We start from the raw sequence: 16,380 nt of genomic DNA on the forward strand, positions 1-16,380 counted from the left end.
GTGAATGTTATCGCACGGCGTGGTTTATCCCGGCCAAATGCACGCCGGGATGACGAGTGGGACTTCTGTCCACACGCTTCGGGCGCGGCTGAGGGCGCCGGTATTTCCCCGCATTTGCGGGATGGGATCGCCGCGGCGATCCGATGAGGCTGGGCGGCGTCATCATCGTTGGATCGCAAGGGAGCACTGTCATGCACATCGGGATCGTCGGCTCGGGCGCCGCCGCGGTCGGCCTGCTGGACGCACTCGCCGCGGCGGATCGGGCGCCGCGGGCCGTCACCGTGTTCGACGGGGCGGAGACGCTGTGGCGGGGCCGGGCCTATCAGCCCGATATCGAGGCCGTGCGGGTGAACGCACCGCCCCCGATCATGTCCATTCGCGCGGGCGATCCGGCGCACTTTCAGCGCTGGCTGAGCGAACGCGACGATATCGCGGGCTATCTCGACGAGAGTCTCGGTCAGCCGCTGGTGCCGCGTGCGCTCTACGGCCGCTATCTGCAGGACACCGCCCGTGCCGCCATCACCGCCTTGCGGGCCACCGGGTGCCGGGTCAGTGTCGTGCAGTCGCGGGTCACCGGGTTCTCGCGGGACGGCGGGGCGGTCCTGCACACCGAGGACGGCTACGCGGTGCCGGTGGACCGCGCCGTGCTCGGCGTCGGAAGCGGCCGTCCCCGTGACCATTACGGGCTGACCGGTGCGCCCGGCTATGTCGGGGAACCGTATCCGCTGGCCCGTACCCTGCCCGGGATACCCGCGGGCGCGCACGTCGCCGTCATCGGCAGCGGTCTCACGGCGGTCGATATCGCGGCCGGTCTCACCGCGCACGGCCACACCGGGCCGATCACATTCGTGTCCCGCACCGGCACTCTGCCATTCGTCCAGCAGCGGCCCATGCGGCTGCAACCGCGACATCTCACCCCGGAGGCGATCGCGCCGCGCACCGAGGTGACCTTCGCCGAGCTGGTCTCGCTCGTGCGCGCCGAACTCGCCGAGCTGGGCCAGGATTTCGACACCCTCGCCACCGAGATCCTCACCGCCGAGACCGAGCCGCCGGTCGAGCGCCTGCGCCGCCAGCTGGCGGCCGTCGATTCACCGCACGCGGGACTCCGGTTGCTGGCCATGCTCATTCGCGTCACCGGCCCGATCGCCTGGCCGCGGCTGGCGGAGGCGGACCGGGCCGTGCTGCGGACCGCGCATTTCCGCACCGTCAACGGCGTCAGCTCGCCCATGGTGCCGCACAATGCGAAAATCATGCTGCGCCTGCTGGATTCGGGTCAGCTGCGGCTGCGGCCCGGGGTGCGCAAGATCGAGGCCCGCGCCGGCGGCGGGTTCACCGTGCGCGATGACACCGAGTGGACGGCGGATGTGGTGCTCAATGCGGTGAATCCCTCGGCCTACACCACGCCCCAGGACACCGAGCCCCTGGTGAGCGCGCTGCTCGAGGCGCGAGCCGCCGAACCGCATCCGGCCGGCGGCCTGGCCGTGCACCCCGCCACCCGCGCTCTGCTGGTCGCCGGGCGGCCGGACCCGGCCTGGCGCATCCTCGGGAATCTCGCGGCCTCCTCCATGTTCATCGCCACCAACCCGCCCGGACTGGCCGCCGAGGCCGCCTATCTCGCGCACAGCCTGCTCGGCCGGTAGCGGTCCGCTCAGGCCGGGCTCACTGCGGCCGGGGTGCGCCCACTGCGCGCGTCCTCGGCCGCGGCCAGCCAGCACCAGATCGGCGGCAGCACCACTTCGATGGCGGTCAGCACCAGCTGGAACCAGTGCGGCCAGCCGTGCACGGCAATGGAGATGAACCGGCCCAGGGCGCCGAGCGCGAAGATGCCCGCGAGCCAGCGAATGGCGGTGGTGTCGATGGGATTCCGGCGTACGGCCCACACCCAGGCCAGGCCGTAGCCGAGGAAGATCGCGCCGAAGAAGCGGCTCTGACTGTCGGCGGTCACGCCGGAGCCGGCCATATCGGGTACCGAGTCGATGCCGAGCGCCATGTGCAGCACGCCGATCGCCACACAGGCCCACCCCATGGTCAGGCTCAGCCATTTGAGCGCAGCCGTCATCAGAACCTCCCGAACCGAGTGCCGCTAGTTGACGTATGTCTACTAAGCCGAGGCTACGACGCTAGTAGACACACGTCAACTAAGCTGTGGGCCGTGACCACCCGCCGCCGACTCGCCCCCGAGGACCGCCGCCGCCTGCTCATCGACGCCGGCGAGCGGCTCTTCGCCACCCACGACTACCAAGCCGTGCTCATGGAGGACGTCGCGACCGCGGCCGGGGTCTCCCGCGCCCTGCTGTACCGCCACTTCCCCAGCAAGCGCGACCTTTTCGTGGCGGTGTACCAGCGCGCGGCCGAACAACTGCTGGTGGACACCACCTTCGACACCGCGCTCCCGCTCGCCGAGCAGCTGGCCGCCGGGCTCGACGTGCACTTCGACTATTTCGAGGCCAATGCCAAATCCATCCTGGCCGCCAACCGGATCCTCATCGGCGATCCCGCCATCCAAGCCATCATCACCGGCGAACTCGGCCGCCTCCGCGACCGCATTCTCGACATCCTCGACGTCGAACCCGCGGCGCGCAAGACGGTTTCGTCGATCCTCATGAGCTGGCTGACCTTCGTCCGGGTGCTCACCGTCGACTGGCTGGAGACCCGCCATTGCCCACGCCCAGTGCTGCGCGACGCCTGTGTCGGCGCGGCACTGGGCGCGCTCGCACCGCTGCGATCGCGGTGAGCCCCGTCAGCACTTCAGGAAGTACTTCTCCAGATTCGCCGGAACCCCATCGGCTTTCGCCTGACTCCAGCACACGTCGTGCGGGAAGTACACGTAATTCCGCCACCCGAAGTCGTACCCGCGATGCACGATCCGCTGACTGTCCCCCGGCATATCCCAGACGATGACCGCCCAGAACCCATCGCACTCGCTCACCGTCGCGAGGGTCGTCGTATACGGCGGCCCCTCCCCCAGATCGTGCAGGATCGTCTGCGAGGCGCACACCGGATCCGGCGCCGGATCCTGGAACCGCAACCGCCCGTACACAATCTGCCCTTCCTGCTCCACGAACAGCGTGTGCAGCCCCTCGGGCACCGGATTCGTCCCCAGCGGCGCCTCCATCCCGAATCGGTAGCAGCCCACCGGAACCAGGAATCCGGTCTGCCCATTGGCATCGGTGAGCCCGTCCCATCGCCGCACCTCCGGCGTCCCCTCCGGCAGATCCCGTGACGCCGGATCACACGGTTGATACAGCCGAAGATTCACCGGCACATAGGGAATCGCCACCCCCTGCACCGTCAGCGTCTGAATCAGCACCGTCGACTTGTCCGGCAGCGGACCGGGTTCCTGCGGCTGCCCCGGCGCCACCGGCCCCGGCGCCCCGCCCGGCGTGGTCCCGCCGTTCTTCCCCACCGGCGCATCCGAAGTCGGCTCCGTCGTCACCGGCCTCGTGGATACCGATGTGATGGCGCTCCCCGCCGTGGCGGTCTCCGGCCCCGATGATCCGCCGTCATCCGACCCGCAGGCCGTTGCGATCACCACCACCCCGCTCATCAGCATCGCTCGAACTATCCGCCCTGATCGCATCGCCGATCCCCTCCGATCAAACCTCGATACCGGCGTATCGGCGCCGGGCCGACAAGAATTACCGCAGGTCAATGCCCATTGCATTCCGTCCAGCACGAAACGCCCGAAATGCGTAGTTAGATGCGCATATCACCCTACGGATATGGAGAGCGCTCCCCCGACGGCCGACTCCGGGCGGCAGGCCGGATCGACCGGATTACGCCTGGATCAGCTGCCAATCACCGGGCAGGCCATCGACTTTCACGGTGGTTCCCTGCGCCTCGATGGTCACCGTCGCGGGTCCGAGTCGCAGATCCGACAACCGCACGCGCCCGGCCCGCTCGGGCAGTCGCGGCGCGACCGTGAGGGTGCGCTGCGGCACGTTCGGCGACAGGCCGAGGAACGACCGCATGAGCAGCAGTGGGGCGGCGCTGGCCCAGGCCTGCGGGGAGCACGACGTGGGGTACGGGACCGGGGATCTCAGGTCCCGGCGGGCGAAGCCACAGAAGAGTTCGGGTGGGCGGGCGCCGAATTCGAGGATGGCCTCCACCAGGCCGCCGGAGAGGCGTTCGGCGAGTTCGACCGCGCCGGGGATGTGGCGGTAGCGCAGGAGTCCGGCGACCGCGATCGCGGAGTCGTGGGGCCAGACCGAGCCGGTGTGGTAGCCCATGGGGTTGTAGCGGCGCATGTTCGCGGAGAGGGTCCGCAGGCCGAATCCGCTGTCCATGTCCTCGGCGGCGAGGCGCTCGATGAGGGTGGCGGCGCGTTCGTCGGGGACTATGCCGGTCCAGAGGCATTGGGCGACATTGCTTCCCAGGGAGTCGACCTGACGTTTGGCGCCGTCCAGGGCCATGGCGTACCAGCCCGGGCCGGGCATCCAGAAGGCTTCGTCGAAACGGGTTTTCAGGTCCGCGGCCCGGGCGCGCAGGCGGGTGGCGGTGGCGGTGTCGCCGAAGGCTTCGGCCAGGTCGGCGCGGCCCAGGCGGGCCGCGTAGACGTAGCCCTGCACCTCGCACAGGGCGATGGGCGGGTCGGCCAGGTGGCCGTCGGCGAAACTTATTGCGTCCCAGCTGTCTTTCCAGCCCTGGTTGGCCAGGCCGCGATCGGTCTTGCGACGGTATTCGGCGAAGCCGTCGCCGTCGGCGTCGCCGTAGTGGTCGATCCAGGCCAGGGCGGCGTCGGCGGCGGGCAGCAGTTCCTTGATGGCGTCCTCGTCGACGCCCCAGCGGCGGCATTCGGCCAGCAGCATGACGAACAAGGGGGTGGCGTCGACGGTGCCGTAGTAGACGGTGCCGCCGAGCACCTGATCGCCGGAGGGGCCGTGCCGCATTTCGTGCATGATGCGGCCGGGTTCCTCCTCGGTGATCGGATCGACCTGTGTGCCTTGCAGTTTCGCCAGCCGGCGCAGGGTGCCCAGGGCCAGGTCGGAGTCCAGCAGCAGCGCCATCCAGGAGGTGAGCAGGCTGTCGCGGCCGAACAGCGCCATGAACCAGGGCGCGCCCGCAGCCACGTACATGGCGCCGTCGTCGGAGTCGTCCATGCGCAGGGCGCCCAGATCGCTCTCGGTGCGCGCCAGAATGGCGCTCAGGCCCGCGCCGTCGGCGGTGAGGCGGGTGGCATTGGCGCGCCACTCCCGGATCTTGCTGGTGGGGCTGTCCTCGTCGGCGTCGTCGAGGTTCATGGGGACGGCCCGATGTCCCAGCAGCGGTTGGCATTCCACCACCGTGTGCCAGCTCTCGCGGCGCGGCACCACCACCCGCCAGGACAGCTGGCCCGGTTGCACCACCGGATCGCCGGTCGCGGTGATCACCAGCCCGCGACCGGCATCCTGGCGATCGGTCAGCCGCAGTCCGCCGTCGGCGACGGTGAAATCGCAGCCGCCGGTATTCGAGCGGCCCTCCTTGACCGCGAACAGGTCGGCGAAATCGGAATCCACGGTGAGCGTGAGGGTCACCGCGGTGTCCTCGTCGCCGAGATTGCGCACAATGATCTTCTCGCGCATGCCGTCCCCGATCATGCGCTTGCGCAGCACCAGCACGGTGGCGTCGGCGACGCCCTGGCGCGGCGGCATGCGCGCCACGAATCGGGTCCGGAACGCCTCCGAGGGCATGACCGAAAGCTGTTCCGGCGCATGGCCGTCCAAGCGCAACTCCCAGCGGCTGATGACCCGGGCGTCACGATAGAACAGGCCCTGCGCCGACCCCGCGTGCATATCGCCGAGCTGATCGGACAGGCAGAAGGTGCCCGCCTCGACCATCGTCACCGGACCGCCGCCCGTCGCGGCCGGCGGTCCGGCGTTGAAGATGCTCACCGGCGGGACCTGAGCCCGTTGTTGGCGCTCTGCCCGATGACGATCGGCAGGTGCGTTTTCCGGGACGGGCCGCCCGCGATCGCCCGGCGATAGATGCCCTCGTACCCGTGGGCGAAACGGCCCGCGGCGAACCGTTCCTCGACCCGCTGCCGGCACGCGTGCGGGTCCAGTTCGCCCGCCCGCGCGATGGCCTCGGGCAGTTCGGCCGGATCGTCGCAGACGAACCCGGTGACACCGTGGTCGACGACCTCGGCCACCGCGCCGCCGCGCAGCGCCACCACCGGTGTGCCGCACACCATCGACTCGATCATGACGATGCCGAAGGGCTCCTCCCAGCGAATCGGGAACAGCAGGCACCGCGCCGAGGCCAGCAGTTGCCGCTTGGCCCGGGCATCGGCCTCGCCGAAGACCCGATCGGTGTCGGTGAGCAGCGGCCGGACCTGCTCCTCGAAGAACGACTTCTCCGCCGGCTCATTGCATTTGCCCGCCAGCACCAGCCGTATCCCGGCCGCGTGCGCCGCCTCCAGGGCCAGGTGCGGTCCCTTGTACGGGGCGTACCGGCCGAGGAACAGCGCGTAATCCATCTTCTCCTCGTGGAACGGCCATTCGTCCGGCCGAATCGCGTTGTGCACCCGCCCGATCCAATTCAGGTCGGACGCCAATTCCCGTTGCCGGTCGCTGATGGCCACGAGTTTCACACTGCGGTCCAGGGATCGGTAATACTCGTGAATCTCGTCGTCGACCGGCCCGTGCACGGTCAGCACGGTCGGTATTCCGAGCGTCCGATACGCCGTCGCATTCAACGGCCCGGCGAAGGTGTGATCGTGCACGACATCGATGGGATCTTCGGCGTGCAATTTCTCGATGATCCGCCACACCTTCATGGCATTGACGATCTCCGGGTAGGGCTCGCCCAGCCGCTGCGTGAGCAGTTCGCCCCACGCCCGGATGAAGCGCGCCTTCGTACCGTCGCGACCAGCACCGATCAGGGTGACCCGGTGCCCGTGATCGACGAGTTCGTCGGCCAGGGTGGCGACCACCGCCTCGACGCCGCCGTAACCGGTAGGGGGGATATCGAAATAGGGCGGGGCTACCAGCACGATATGGAGAGGGCGACTGGAGTTCCCGATCCCGAGGAATTCAAACGCATTGCTGGATATCTCATCCGACAGTCCGACGTTCATTCTCAATCTCCTCACCATTGAGGGACGAAATGATCAAGACCACTTTCAACCGTGCCAGATCTCTCCGATTCCAGCAAGTTTGCGACGAATGTTTCGCGCGTCGCCGCGCGGACATTCAGAGATTGGCCGGGCGGACCACCATGACCGACGCGGCGCGCTTTCCGCTTTCCTTCAGCAGGGCGATGGCGTGGCCGGCGGAGTCGATGGCCGCGTAGACGCCGGGCAGGCCGATGGGGTCCAGCCAGCGCCCGTTGCGCAGGTCCTCGGCCTGGGCTTCGGTGATGTCGCGGGTGGGGAAGGCGGTGCGGACGGCCTCGTCGATACCCAGGCTGAGCAGGGGTTCGCCGGCCTCGGCCGCCGCGGTCAGCTGATCGAGGGTGCGGGCGTGCTCGAGGGTGAAGGGGCCGACGCGGGTGCGGCGCAGGGCGGTGAGATGGCCGCCGACGCCGAGCTTTTCGCCGAGATCGCGGGCCAGGGCCCGGATGTAGGTGCCCGAGGAACATTCGACCTCGACATCGAGATCCACGAAAGTGGTTGCGCCGGTGTCGATATCGCGGCGGGCCAGGATGTCGAAGCGGCTGACGGTGATCGGGCGGGCGGCCAGCTCCACGTCCTCCCCCGCACGAGCGCGGGCATAGGCGCGTTCGCCGTTCACCTTGATGGCGCTGACCGTTGCCGGAACCTGCTGAATGTCGCCGGTCAATTCGGCTACGGCGGCGGCGATTTCGGCATCGGCGAGGTGGGCGGCCGGGGTGGTCGCGGTGATCTCGCCCTCGGCGTCATCGGTAATGGTGGACTGGCCGAGGCGAATGGTGGCGGTGTAGGCCTTGGTGGTCAGGATGAGCTGGCCGAGCAGTTTGGTGGCGCGTTCGACGCCGAGCACCAGCACGCCGGTGGCCATCGGGTCGAGGGTGCCGGCGTGGCCGACCTTCTTGGTGCGCAACAGCCTTCGGCTCTTGGCGACCACATCGTGACTGGTCCAGCCGCCGTCCTTGTCGACAATGAGCAGGCCGCCGAGCGCGCCGACCACGGGAGTCCGCTGCTCGCCCATCAGGCCTCCACGATCGCGGTCAGGATGAGGCCGTCGGCAATGAGCCAGCGGCCGTCGAAGGACTTCAGGGGTGCGCCGCCGTCGGTGGTGTTGCCGGGCACCAGCAGTTCGCTGTGGAAAGCGCCCGCGCCCGCGCCGTCGGATTCCTCGTCGACAGTGAAGGTGATGTGCGCGTCCTCGAACCCGAGCCAGCGGCCGGTGAGCGGGAACCACGTCTTGTAGGTGGCCTCCTTGGCGCAGAACAGCAGTCGATCCAGGTGCAGGCCGGTGCCGGGCAGCACGGTCCGCAGCCAGTCGCGTTCGGTCGGCAGGCTCACCGAATCGAGCACGCCCTCGGGCAGCTGTCCGTGCGGTTCGGCATCGATGCCGATGGAGCGGAAACGCAGTTTGTGCGCCAGCGCGGCGGCCCGATAGCCGTCGCAATGGGTGAGGCTGCCGACGATGCCGCGCGGGAACAGCGGTTCCCCGGTCCCGCCCTTGCCGATCGCCACGGCCGGTTCGCCCAGCTCGGCGAGCGCCTGCCGGGCGCAGTGCCGGGCGCCGATGAAATCGCGCCGCCGCTTCTCCACCGCCCGGGAGATCAGATGCTCCTCGCTCGGATGCGGCTGCAGACCCTCCGGATAGGTCGTCAGCTCCGCGGCCGCGACGCCATTGGGAAGAATCGTTCCGATCAAGCGCGCCGATCCCAGGTTCGTTTCCCCTGAGGTCGCCGCGACCGCCCGCTGCTCGATGACCCGCCTCCTGCTCGCACCACACTCAACGCATCGAGCCTACCGGTCCGCATTCACCCTGCACGACCAGCGGATGGTTGCTAGGATTTTGCCAGCTCATCACCAGACGCAGTCCGGCGACCACCGCGGCATCCTCGGGGATCCGCGCGGCAAGGAGGCGAAGGATGTCCATCGAGCAGTCACCGGGCCGCATCAGCGCGCAACCGGCGGAATTCATCGGCCCGTCCCGCATCATGGCGACATTGCGGGTCAACGGCCACGACCACTTCGCGGTCCTGGAACCGCGCACCAGCCTGCTCGACGCCCTGCGCGAGCATCTGCATCTCACCGGCACCAAGAAGGGCTGTGATCAGGGCGGCTGCGGCGCCTGCACGGTCTGGCTGGACAACCGGCGGGTGCTGTCCTGCCTGACCCTCGCCCTCGCCGCCGAGGGACGCGAGATCACCACCATCGAGGGCGTCGCCGACGGCGAGGCGCTGCATCCCGTGCAGCAGGCCTTCCTCGAGGCCGACGGATTCCAGTGCGGCTACTGCACCTCGGGCCAGATCATGTCGGCCATCAAATGCATCGAGGAGGGGCACGCCGGATCCGAGGCCGAGATCGCCGAATGGATGAGCGGCAATATCTGCCGGTGCGCGGCCTATCAGAACATCCGGGACGCGGTGTGCACCGCCCGCGACGCCATGAACCGGGCGGCGGGAGAGCTGCCGTGAAACCCATCTCCTACGCCCGTCCCACCACTGTCGAACAGGCCGTGACCACCGTAACCGCCAGGCCGCGAACGGTTTTCCTGGCCGGCGGCACCACCCTGGTGGACATGCTGCGCATCGGCGCCATGGAGCCGGACAATGTCGTCGACATCACCTGGCTGCCGCTGGGCGGGATCGAGCACACGCCCGAAGGCGGGCTGCGCATCGGCGCGCTCGCGAAGATGAGCGAGGTGGCCGCCGAACCCGGTGTGGTGGAACGCTATCCGTTCCTGTCGGTGGCGCTGTGGAAGGGCGCGTCGGCGCAGCTGCGGAATATGGCCACCATGGGCGGCAACCTCATGCAGAAGGTGCGCTGCGCCTATTTCCGCGAACCCGGGCAGGCCTGCAACAAGCGCGAGCCCGGATCCGGGTGCGCGGCCGTGGACGGAATACACCGCGGCCATGCGATTCTCGGCACCAGCCCGATGTGCTTCGCCACCCACCCCTCGGATGTGGCCATCCCCCTGGTGGCCCTGGACGCGACGGTCACCGTGTGGGGCCCGCGCGGGGAGCGCACCATCGGGTTCGACGAGTTCTTCATGCTGCCCGGCAATACCCCGCACCTCGAGCATCCGATCGCCGACGATGAGCTGATCACGCGAATCGATGTGCCGCCCTTGCCGTTCGCCGCCAATTCGCACTACCTCAAGGTGCGCGATCGCGAATCCTACGAGTTCGCCCTCACTTCCGCGGCCGTCGCGCTGAACGTCGCCGACGGCACGGTGGTCGACGTGCGGATCGGGCTGGGCGGCGTGGGCACGAAGCCGTGGCGGGCCCGCACCGCGGAAGCCCAGCTCATCGGAAAGGCCGCCACCACCGCCAATTTCGCCAAGGCGGCAGCGGCCGAGCTGGCGGCGGCCGACGCCTCGCATCCCATGAACGCCTTCAAGGTCGAACTCGCCCAGCGCACCTTGGTGCGGGCGCTGGAAATCGTACGCCCGCAGGTGTATCCGCTGGGAGGTTTCAAATGACCGCCACCGCGTCCCGGCCGCTGGTCGGCCAGGGTTTCGATCGGCTCGACGGCCGCGCCAAGGTCACCGGTGCGGCGCAGTACGCCGCGGAGATCCCGATGCACGGCCTGGCCCACGCGGTGATCGTGGGCGCCGAGGTGGGCAGCGGCGCCGTGCGCGCCATCGACACCGCCGCCGCCATGGCCGCCGGGGCCGTGGCGGTCTTCACTCATGAGAACCTGCCGAAGGTGGCCGACATCCCGCCGCAGTGGCCCTCCGGTTTCGGCGGACCGGCACCGGGACAGACCTTCTTCCCCTTGCAGGACACCACGATTCACTACTTCGGCCAGCCCATCGCGGTGGTGGTCGCCGATACCTTCGAGGAGGCGCAGCGGGCAGCGGAACTGGTCACCGCCGACTACGACGAGCGCAGGGCGCTGGTACGAATCGAGGACGGCCGCGACGCCGCCTACCTGCCCGACAAGATCTTCTGCGGCATGATTCCGGCGGCGCAGTCCCGCGGCGATTTCGAGGCCGCGGCGAAGCAGGCCGCCCATATGGTGGACGCCACTTACCATTTCGCCGCCAACCACCACAATCCGATCGAATGCTCGGCGACCGCCGCGGTGTGGGACGGGGACACGGTCACGGTGTACGACACCACCCAGGGGGTCGCCGCCTCGCAGGCGACGATCGCCGCCTACCTCGGCATTTCACCCGCCAATGTGCGTGTGGTGGCCCATTACGTGGGCGGCGGCTTCGGCGCGAAGGCTCTGATATGGCCGCATGTCACGCTCGCGCCCATGATCGCGCGGGAGCTGGGCCGTCCGGTCAAGGTGGTGCTGGACCGCGCGCAGATGTTCTACGGCACCGGATTGCGCGAGGAGCAGGAGCAGCGGGTCACCCTGGTGTGCGATGCCACCGGGACGTTCACCGGGCTGCGGCACCACAAGCTTTCCCTCACTTCGCCTTTCGACGATTGGGCCGAACCGTCGCTCGGCGTGGCCGGGCAGGCGTACGCCATCCCCAACTGGGACGGGAAGTACGAGCTGATTCGCGGCAACACCATGTCGCCGACCTTCATGCGCGGGCCCGGCGAGGCCTCCGGCATGGCGGCCCTCGAATGCGCCGTCGACGAACTCGCCACCGAACTCGGCATGGATCCGGTGGAGCTGCGGCTGCGCAATCACGCCGCCGTCGATCCGGAGAGCGGGCATCCGTGGAGTTCGGACGGGTACGCCGAGTGCGTGCGCACGGCCGCCGAACGGTTCGGCTGGTCGGCGGACGAATATCGGAAAGGCCCACGCACGGACGGGAACTGGGTGCTCGGCTGGGGCATGGCCACGGCGGGCTATCCGGCATACGAACCCGGTCAGCCACAGCGGGCACATGCCCGGCTGCTGGCCGACGGGTCGCTGATCGTCCAGGCGGGCACCCAGGACTTCGGCACCGGCGTGGCGACGACCATGGCGCAGGTGGCCGGTGACGCCCTCGGCATTGCGTTCGACCGGATCCGCGTCGATATCGGCGATACCGACTATCCGAATATCGCGGCCGCCGTGGGCTCCATGGGCGCGGGCATCATCAGCGCGGCGGTGCACACGGCGTGCACCGACCTGCTGGCACAGCTCATCGAATTGGCCGCGGGCGATACCGCGTCGCCCTTGCACGGGCATGCGGCGGTGGAGGTCGAAGGCCGCGACGGCGCACTCTGCCTGCGCGCGAATCCCAGTGTGCGCGAGGAGTACTCGACCCTGCTGGGACGCAATCACCTCACCGATGTGGAGACGATCGGCACCTGGAATCCCCCGGCCCAGGGGCAGCCGTTCGGGATGATGAGCTTCGGCGCGCAGTTCGCCGAGGTCGCGGTGGATCCGGAACTGGGTCTGGTCCGGGTGCGCCGCATGGTGGGCGCGTACGCACCGGGGCGCGTTCTCAATACCAAACTGGCGCGCAGCCAGGTGCTGGGCGGGCTGAATTGGGGCCTGTCGCAAGCCTTGATGGAAGCGACGCTGCCCGATACACGCGACGGCAGTTGGGCCAATCCCTCACTGCTGGAATACCTCTTGCCGGTCAACGCGGACGCTCCCGAGGTGGACATCTCCTTCGTCGAGGAAGAGGACTCGGTGGTGAATCCCCTGGGCGTGAAGGGCCTCGGCGAACTCGGCATGGTCGGCGCGGCCGCGGCCATCATCAATGCGATCCATCACGCCACCGGCAAACGCATTCGCGAAGTCCCGGTGCGCATCGAGCACCTGATCTGAACCCGTTGCCTCAGTGGTGAATCGGGCCGTCCGTCGCCGCGAGCGGGCGGCCCGACGCGCCACCGGATTCGGCGATGATCTGTGCCGCGATGGACACCGCGGTCTCCTCCGGCGTGGACGCATTGAGGTCCAGCCCCACCGGGCTGCGCAGCCGCCGCAACTGATCCGGACTCACCCCGGCCTCGGCCAGCCGTCCCAGCCGATCGGCGTGGGTGCGCCGCGACCCGAGCGCTCCGATGAAACCGATGTCCTCGATGCCCAGCGCCTCGGCCAGCAGGGGCACATCGAATTTGGTGTCGTGGGTGAGCACGCAGACCACCGTGCGGGCATCGATGCGGCCGCGCTCGTGCTCCCGCCGCAGATACCGATGCGGCCAGTCCACCACCACCTCGTCGGCTGCCGGGAATCGTGCTGCGGTGGCGAAGGTTTCGCGCGCGTCGACCACGGTGACCCGATATCCGAGCTGTCCGCCGAGCCGGCTCAGCGCCCGCACGAAATCATTGGCCCCCGCCAGAATCATTCGCGCGGGCGGGCCGAAACTCTGCACGAACGCACGCGGCGGAAACGCCGTCGGCTCGCACTCGTCCAGCCCGATCGTGCCGGTGCGCCCCGCCCGCGCCAGGTGCACCGCATCCCGGCTCACACCCGCCCCCGGCTCACCCGAGCCGATCAACCACCACGACGGCGCATCGTCGAGCGTGGTGACCAACGCGACCGGACGACCTTGCCGGATCTCGCATTCCAGTGCCAGCAGATCGCCGAGCCGGTCCACCGTGACCCGTTCGACGAACACCTCCATCTCACCGCCACAGGTCAACCCGATCGCCACCCCCTCGGGATCGGCGATACCGAAATGCTCGAGCACCGCGTCGCCGCCATCGAGCACGCCCATCGCCGAGTCGACCACCGCCGCCTCGACACATCCCCCCGATACCGACCCGACGACTTCCCCCTCCCCGGTCACCAGCATGGCCGCCCCGGCCGCGCGCGGCCCGCCCCCCGTGACGGCCACGACGCGGGCGAGAGCGACCGGGCCCTGCCGGACCCGATCGATCAGCTGCGGCAGCAACTCACGCACGTCCCCCATCATCACTGCTCACGAGATGACTCGCACGCCATCCACCCGTTCAGCAATCTCACCGTTACCGCACGGCGGGAATCAGCCCTCGGGGTAGAAGACGAACAGCGTGCAGCCGGTCTCGGTCGTGGGCACGTGCCAGGAACCTGCCGGGGCGTGCAGGAAGGTTCCGGCCGGGTAGTCGCGGGCTCCGTCGTTGAACACGCCCGCGACCACATAGACCTCCTCCGGACCGGGCTCGTGGACATCACGCTGCGGCCAGGAGGTGCCCGGATCCATCTCCAGGACATTGGCTTGCGCGCCGTCCGGTCCCGTCCACAGCTTGCGCAGGCGGATCCCCGGAAAGAGTTCGCGCACAGGGGATTCGGTGACGGAAACGGATGTGTAGCCCTCCTGGGCGAGGATCTCTGGGTTCATGCCCCCACGATGCCGCGCACGAGGCGGGGCCGGACAGTGTCGAGTACGACATCATTGGGTACATTTCTGCCATGCATCGCGTGGTGGCTCTGGTGCGGCCGGTCCAGTCGACCTTCGAACTCGGCTGCGCCGTCGAGGTTTTCGGTACGCGACGGGAGGTCGTGCCGCAGTACTACGAGTTCGAGGTGTGCACGGAGACGCCCGGACCGGTGCCGACGACCGCGGGCTACGACATCGCGGTCTCGCGCGACCTCTCGGCGCTCGCATCGGCGGATACCGTGCTAATCCCCGGATGGACGCCCGTGGAGACGCCGCTGTCGGATCGGGTGCGCCGCGCGCTGCTGCGGGCGCATGCGCGCGGGGCGCGACTGGTCACCATCTGCTCCGGGGTGTTCGCACTGGCCCGCACCGGACTCCTCGATGGCCGCGCGGCCACCACGCACTGGGCGCGCGCCGCACAGTTGCAGCAGGAGTTCCCGCGGGTTCGGGTGGAGCCGGACCGGCTCTACGTCGATCACGGCGATGTGGCCACGAGCGCCGGCGCCGGCGCGGGCATCGACCTGTGCCTGCACCTGGTCCGGCAGGATCACGGGGCGGCGCACGCGGCCCTCATCGCCCGGCACATGGTGATGCCGCCGCATCGCGACGGCGGGCAGGTCCAGTACGCACCGGCCCCACCGCCCGAGGACGCCCTGGACGGATTGCTGGAGTGGGCCGGGGAACGCCTGGCAGCGCCGCTGTCCGTGGACGATCTCGCCGCGCACCTGAACGTCTCACCCCGCACCCTGGCCCGGCGCTTCACCGATCAACTCGGCACCGGGCCGGGCGCGTGGCTGCTGGCGCGCCGGGTTTCCGAGGCGCGCACCCTGCTGGAAGAGACGGATCTGCCGGTCGAGGCCATCGCGGACCGGGTCGGTCTGGGCTCGGCGGTCAATCTGCGACGCCGGTTCCGCGCCCAGGTGGGCACGACTCCGGGCGCTTACCGGCGAGCGTTCCGGACGCCGTGACGACGCCGGACCGGTGACGAGGACCGGACTCGGGACAAGGAGATCCGGTCAGGAGATGCCGCGGCGCTTGTCGACTTGGGCGCGCATCTTCTGGGCGAGCTCGCGCATCTCCGGGGTGATCTTGAAGTGGCCGCCCCACTCGTTGAGATCGTCCGGGCCGTACTCCGGATTCGGGAGGATCTGACGCAGCAACTTGTCGGGCAGGCCGCGACGCTGCCATTCGCGCGGGTAGCCGAGCGAGACTTCCTCGAAACGCACGCCGTCATAGAAGGCGGTGCGAGGAATGTGCAGGTGGCCGTAGACGGCACAGACCACGTTGTAGCTGGTGTGCCAGTCGGAGGTGAGGTCGGTGCCGCACCACAGCGCGAACTCCGGGTACCACATCATGTCGACGGGCTGGCGCAGCAGCGGCCAGTGATTGATGAGGACCAGCGGGGTCTCGGCGGGCAGCGCGTCGAGGCGGCGCTTGGTGTACTGCACCCGGGCGTGACACCAGGCGTCGCGGGTGACGTACGGGTCCGGGGAGAGCAGGAATTCGTCGGTGGCCACCACATTGCGCTCGCGGGCGATGGCCAGCCCCTCGGCCTTGGTCTTGGCCCCCTGCGGCAGCCAGGAGTAGTCGTAGAGGGTGAACATCGGAGCAAGGGTGACCGCGCCCCCGTGCGCCTCCGCCCCCGCGCCCTCCCACACCGGAAACGGATCCTCCGGCGTGAGCACATCCAGGTCACGGCAGATCGACACCAGGTAGTCGTACCGCGCCGCACCGTGCATCTGCACGGAATCCTTTGCCGTGGTCCACAATTCGTGATTACCGGGCACCCAGATGATCTTGGCGAACCGCCCGCGCAGGGTTTCCAGCGCCCACCGGATGTCCTCGGTCTTCTCCCCCACGTCACCGGCGAGGATCAGCCAGTCCTCGGGTGAATCCGCCCGGATCGACTCGACCACGGGTTTATTGCCCTGATGCCCGACATGGATGTCGCTCACCGCCATCAGTTTCGGAATCACCCAGCTCCGCCTCTCTGCTCACGACCGTCCTCGCAGCAACGACATCGGCCGCCACCAGATTCCCACGCCGG

The 16,380-nt window shown here is 69.0% G+C and carries 15 protein-coding genes; 6 read left to right on the forward strand and 9 right to left on the reverse strand.

Going from position 1 to position 16,380, the window contains the following annotated elements; translation table 11 throughout:
• Nucleotides 1-191 precede the first annotated feature (191 nt).
• Nucleotides 192-1,640, forward strand: a complete 1,449-nt coding sequence (locus ACFVIV_RS32180) for an FAD/NAD(P)-binding protein (protein WP_379202876.1) — start codon at nt 192-194, stop codon at nt 1,638-1,640.
• 8 nt (nt 1,641-1,648) lie between these two features.
• On the opposite strand, the gene ACFVIV_RS32185 is transcribed toward ACFVIV_RS32180, so the two are convergent.
• Nucleotides 1,649-2,059 (reverse strand): DUF4345 domain-containing protein, encoded by a 411-nt coding sequence (locus ACFVIV_RS32185; RefSeq protein ID WP_379202878.1) that lies wholly within the window; start codon nt 2,057-2,059, stop codon nt 1,649-1,651.
• Between the two features lie 93 nt (nt 2,060-2,152).
• On the opposite strand from ACFVIV_RS32185, the gene ACFVIV_RS32190 reads away from it, so the two are divergent.
• Nucleotides 2,153-2,734: a TetR/AcrR family transcriptional regulator gene (locus ACFVIV_RS32190; protein ID WP_379202880.1), complete on the forward strand. Its 582-nt coding sequence runs from the start codon at nt 2,153-2,155 to the stop codon at nt 2,732-2,734.
• A 6-nt stretch (nt 2,735-2,740) separates the two neighbouring features.
• Here the strand turns inward: ACFVIV_RS32190 and ACFVIV_RS32195 are convergent, their stop codons facing one another.
• The 5 genes from ACFVIV_RS32195 to npt all read right to left on the reverse strand — a co-directional run bounded on the left by ACFVIV_RS32195 (nt 2,741) and on the right by npt (nt 8,779).
• Nucleotides 2,741-3,553 (reverse strand): hypothetical protein, encoded by an 813-nt coding sequence (locus ACFVIV_RS32195; protein WP_379202882.1) that lies wholly within the window; start codon nt 3,551-3,553, stop codon nt 2,741-2,743.
• Between the two features lie 223 nt (nt 3,554-3,776).
• On the reverse strand, nt 3,777-5,816 hold the full coding sequence (locus ACFVIV_RS32200; RefSeq protein WP_379203025.1) for a glycogen debranching N-terminal domain-containing protein: 2,040 nt from the start codon (nt 5,814-5,816) through the stop codon (nt 3,777-3,779).
• A gap of 50 nt (nt 5,817-5,866) precedes the next feature.
• On the reverse strand, nt 5,867-7,054 hold the full coding sequence (locus ACFVIV_RS32205; RefSeq protein WP_379202884.1) for a glycosyltransferase family 4 protein: 1,188 nt from the start codon (nt 7,052-7,054) through the stop codon (nt 5,867-5,869).
• A 115-nt stretch (nt 7,055-7,169) separates the two neighbouring features.
• Nucleotides 7,170-8,105: a tRNA pseudouridine(55) synthase TruB gene (truB, locus tag ACFVIV_RS32210; protein WP_379202886.1), complete on the reverse strand. Its 936-nt coding sequence runs from the start codon at nt 8,103-8,105 to the stop codon at nt 7,170-7,172.
• The gene (npt, locus tag ACFVIV_RS32215; RefSeq protein WP_379202888.1) at nt 8,105-8,779 is read right to left on the reverse strand and encodes a 4'-phosphopantetheinyl transferase Npt; all 675 of its coding nucleotides are present in this window, start codon (nt 8,777-8,779) and stop codon (nt 8,105-8,107) included. Before npt ends, truB begins: the two co-directional genes overlap by 1 nt.
• Nucleotides 8,780-9,000: 221 nt before the next feature.
• On the opposite strand from npt, the gene ACFVIV_RS32220 reads away from it, so the two are divergent.
• Genes ACFVIV_RS32220 through ACFVIV_RS32230 form a run of 3 tightly spaced genes read left to right on the forward strand, consistent with a single transcriptional unit; the run spans nt 9,001 to nt 12,799 of the window.
• Entirely contained in the window at nt 9,001-9,549 is a 549-nt protein-coding gene (locus ACFVIV_RS32220) for a (2Fe-2S)-binding protein (RefSeq protein ID WP_379202890.1), read from the forward strand.
• Nucleotides 9,546-10,556 (forward strand): FAD binding domain-containing protein, encoded by a 1,011-nt coding sequence (locus ACFVIV_RS32225; RefSeq protein ID WP_379202892.1) that lies wholly within the window; start codon nt 9,546-9,548, stop codon nt 10,554-10,556. The genes ACFVIV_RS32220 and ACFVIV_RS32225 overlap by 4 nt, the downstream gene beginning before the upstream one ends.
• Complete coding sequence (locus tag ACFVIV_RS32230) at nt 10,553-12,799, forward strand: xanthine dehydrogenase family protein molybdopterin-binding subunit (protein ID WP_379202894.1); 2,247 nt, start codon at nt 10,553-10,555, stop codon at nt 12,797-12,799. The genes ACFVIV_RS32225 and ACFVIV_RS32230 overlap by 4 nt, the downstream gene beginning before the upstream one ends.
• 10 nt (nt 12,800-12,809) lie before the next feature.
• On the opposite strand, the gene ACFVIV_RS32235 is transcribed toward ACFVIV_RS32230, so the two are convergent.
• Both ACFVIV_RS32235 and ACFVIV_RS32240 read right to left on the reverse strand, forming a co-directional pair.
• Nucleotides 12,810-13,877 (reverse strand): XdhC family protein, encoded by a 1,068-nt coding sequence (locus ACFVIV_RS32235; protein WP_379202896.1) that lies wholly within the window; start codon nt 13,875-13,877, stop codon nt 12,810-12,812.
• A gap of 81 nt (nt 13,878-13,958) precedes the next feature.
• The gene (locus ACFVIV_RS32240) at nt 13,959-14,294 is read right to left on the reverse strand and encodes a cupin domain-containing protein (protein ID WP_379202898.1); all 336 of its coding nucleotides are present in this window, start codon (nt 14,292-14,294) and stop codon (nt 13,959-13,961) included.
• 71 nt (nt 14,295-14,365) lie between these two features.
• On the opposite strand from ACFVIV_RS32240, the gene ACFVIV_RS32245 reads away from it, so the two are divergent.
• On the forward strand, nt 14,366-15,301 hold the full coding sequence (locus tag ACFVIV_RS32245) for a GlxA family transcriptional regulator (RefSeq protein ID WP_379202900.1): 936 nt from the start codon (nt 14,366-14,368) through the stop codon (nt 15,299-15,301).
• 48 nt (nt 15,302-15,349) lie between these two features.
• Here ACFVIV_RS32245 and ACFVIV_RS32250 read toward each other — a convergent pair whose 3' ends face one another.
• Nucleotides 15,350-16,309 (reverse strand): metallophosphoesterase family protein, encoded by a 960-nt coding sequence (locus tag ACFVIV_RS32250; RefSeq protein WP_379202902.1) that lies wholly within the window; start codon nt 16,307-16,309, stop codon nt 15,350-15,352.
• Between the last annotated feature and the right edge of the window lie 71 nt (nt 16,310-16,380).

It is taken from the genome of Nocardia sp. NPDC127526 (genome assembly GCF_042672265.1).
Classification (GTDB): domain Bacteria; phylum Actinomycetota; class Actinomycetes; order Mycobacteriales; family Mycobacteriaceae; genus Nocardia.